The sequence below is a fragment of the Dietzia sp. SLG310A2-38A2 genome (assembly GCF_014145095.1).
Lineage (GTDB): Bacteria > Actinomycetota > Actinomycetes > Mycobacteriales > Mycobacteriaceae > Dietzia.
On the sequence record NZ_JAALDX010000127.1, the window covers coordinates 1 to 2,538 of the forward strand.

1 protein-coding gene is annotated in these 2,538 nt (G+C 70.1%); it reads right to left on the bottom strand.

Going from position 1 to position 2,538, the window contains the following annotated elements; all coding sequences use genetic code 11:
• Nucleotides 1–2,538: indolepyruvate ferredoxin oxidoreductase family protein (locus tag G6027_RS04780; protein WP_182635880.1), on the bottom strand; the 2,538-nt coding region annotated here is incomplete at both ends.

The window sequence follows — 2,538 nt, forward strand, 5'->3', positions numbered from 1 at the left end:
AGGCGCTCCGCGGCGGGGGACGGCTCGTGCAGGTCCGGCGTCGCCGTGGACACCGGCCGGTGCAGATCGGCGACCAGCGCGGCCAGGGCCTCCGGATCCGCGACGGCCTGGCGGCCACGACGGAACGCCTGGAGGTTCGCCGCGACCGCGACACCGTTGAGTTCGATCGCCTGCTCGATGGCCCGGGCGGAGATCGGCAGGGCTCCGCTCTGGTATGCCGCCCCCACCATGAGCATGTTGGACGCCTGCGTGGAGCCGAAGAGGTTCTCCGTGATCTCGCCGGGGTTGAGGTAGACGCCTCGCCCGGAGGCCCGGTCGATGGCCGCCTGGATGTCCGAGGTGGCCGGGTAGTGCACGGCGGTGTCGATCACCATGGTGCCCGTGGGGATCCGGGTGGTGGAGACGACCGCGGTGGTGCGGTCCGGGTGGGCGACCTTGAGGTTGGCGTCGTCCGCGCCCACCAGGCCGTCACAACACAGGTAGAGGTCGCAGTCACCGGCCCCGATCTTCGGGGGTTGCTCGAGCGGGGTCCGGGCCACCCGGACATCGGAGACCACCGCGCCACCCTTCTGCGCCAGACCCGTCATGTCGAGCGTGCGGGCGGAGTTGCCGTCGAGCACGGCGGCGGTCGCCAGTACGGCCGACACGGTGACGATCCCCGTCCCGCCGATCCCGGTCAGGCGCAGCGAGAAGCCCCGGTCTGCGTCGACCGGGATCCGGGTCGGTTCCGGGAGTGCGGCCGCGTCGAGTTCCGGCGCCGTCGCCACGCGCTCGGTCCTGGTCCCCGGTACCACTGTGACGAAGGCCGGGCAGTCGCCTTCCAGGCACGAGAAGTCGAAATTGCAGGTCGACTGGTCGATCCGGGTCTTACGGCCGAACTCGGTGTCCACCGGATGGACCGACAGGCAGTTGGACTTCTTGCCGCAGTCGCCGCAGCCCTCGCAGATACGTTCGTTGATCACGACCCGCTCGGCCGGGGTGGGGTAGGTGCCGCGCTTGCGGTGGCGGCGCTTCTCGGCCGCGCAGAACTGGTCGTGGACCAGCACGGTCACCCCGGGGACCGCGGCGAGCTCCTTCTGGACCTCGAGCGTGTCGCGGCGGTCGCGGACCTCGATGCCGCGGGGCAATCCCTGGGACCTCGTGGCCCTGACGTCGTCGGTGGTGACGACGATCTTGGCGACCCTCTCCGCCAGGAGTAGTCGCAGGATCTCCGGCAGGGACATCTGGCCGACCGGGTCCTGCCCGCCCGTCATGGCCACCGTGCCGTTGTAGAGCAGCTTGTAGGTGATGTTGTCGCCCGAGGCGACGGCCGCGCGGAGTGCTAGCGAACCGGAGTGCATGAACGTGCCGTCGCCGATGTTCTGCACCATGTGGCGCTCGGTCAGGAACGGAGCCATGCCGGTCCACTGGAGTCCCTCGCCGCCCATCTGGGTGACCCCCGTGACGGTGCCGACCTGCTCTTCGTCCATGAGCAGGACCATCGCGTGGCAGCCGATGCCGCCGCCCACGAGCGTCCCGTCCGCCACCTTGGTGGAACTGTTGTGCGGGCACCCCGAGCAGAAGTAGGGGGTGCGGGTGGTGGCCAGCGGGAGGGAGATCCGGGAGCGGCCGCGGCCCGGTCCGTCGAGCCAGGCCTGCGCCGACCCGATCCCGTGGACGCGGCCCAGTCGCTGCGCCAGGCCACGGGTCACGGCGTCGACGTCGAGTTCACCGAAGCGGCTGAACAGCGTGGAGCCGTCCTCGTGGGTCTTGCCCACGACGTTCGCGACGTCCGGCCGGCGGAAGTGGATCTCGCGGATCATCGTCTCGATGAAGTCGCGCTTCTCCTCCACCACGATCACCTCGTCGAGGCCGGTCATGAACTCGTCGAGAACCCTGCGCTCGATCGGGTAGACCATGCCGAGCTTGAGGATCCGGATGCCGCGGCGGGCGAGCTCGGCGTCGTCGAGACCCAGCCTGCGCAGCGATTCGCGGACGTCGAGGTAGCTCTTGCCGGCGGCGACGATCCCGATCCGGTCGTCAGCGGTCGACTGCACGATCCGGTTGAGTCGGTTGAGCCTGGCGTACTCGAGTGCGCGCGGGATCCGGATGGTGAGCTGGTTCTGCTCCAACTCCATCAGGCTGGATCCGAGCAACTGGCCCGAGGGCACGTGGGGACTCGTGCCCAGATCGCCGTAGACCGGCAGGATCCGATCCGGGTCCACCAGTGCGGTGGACGACGCGTCGGCGACATGCGAGGAGATCTTCATTGCCGACCACAGGCCCGAGACCCGGGAGAGGATCGCCGCGTGGACGCCGAAGTCCAGCACGTCCTGGGAGTCCGCGGGGTAGAGCGTCGGGAGGTAGAGGTCTGCGAGCGCGAGCTCCGACGAGCACGGCACGGTCGAGGACTTGGCGCCGGGGTCGTCGCCGACCAGCGCCACCGCGCCCCCGCGGGGGTCGGTGCCGATGAGGTTGGCGTGCCGGATCGCGTCCGTCGCACGGTCCAGGCCGGGGGCCTTGCCGTACCAGTAGCCCACGACGCCCTGCAGTGGCGCG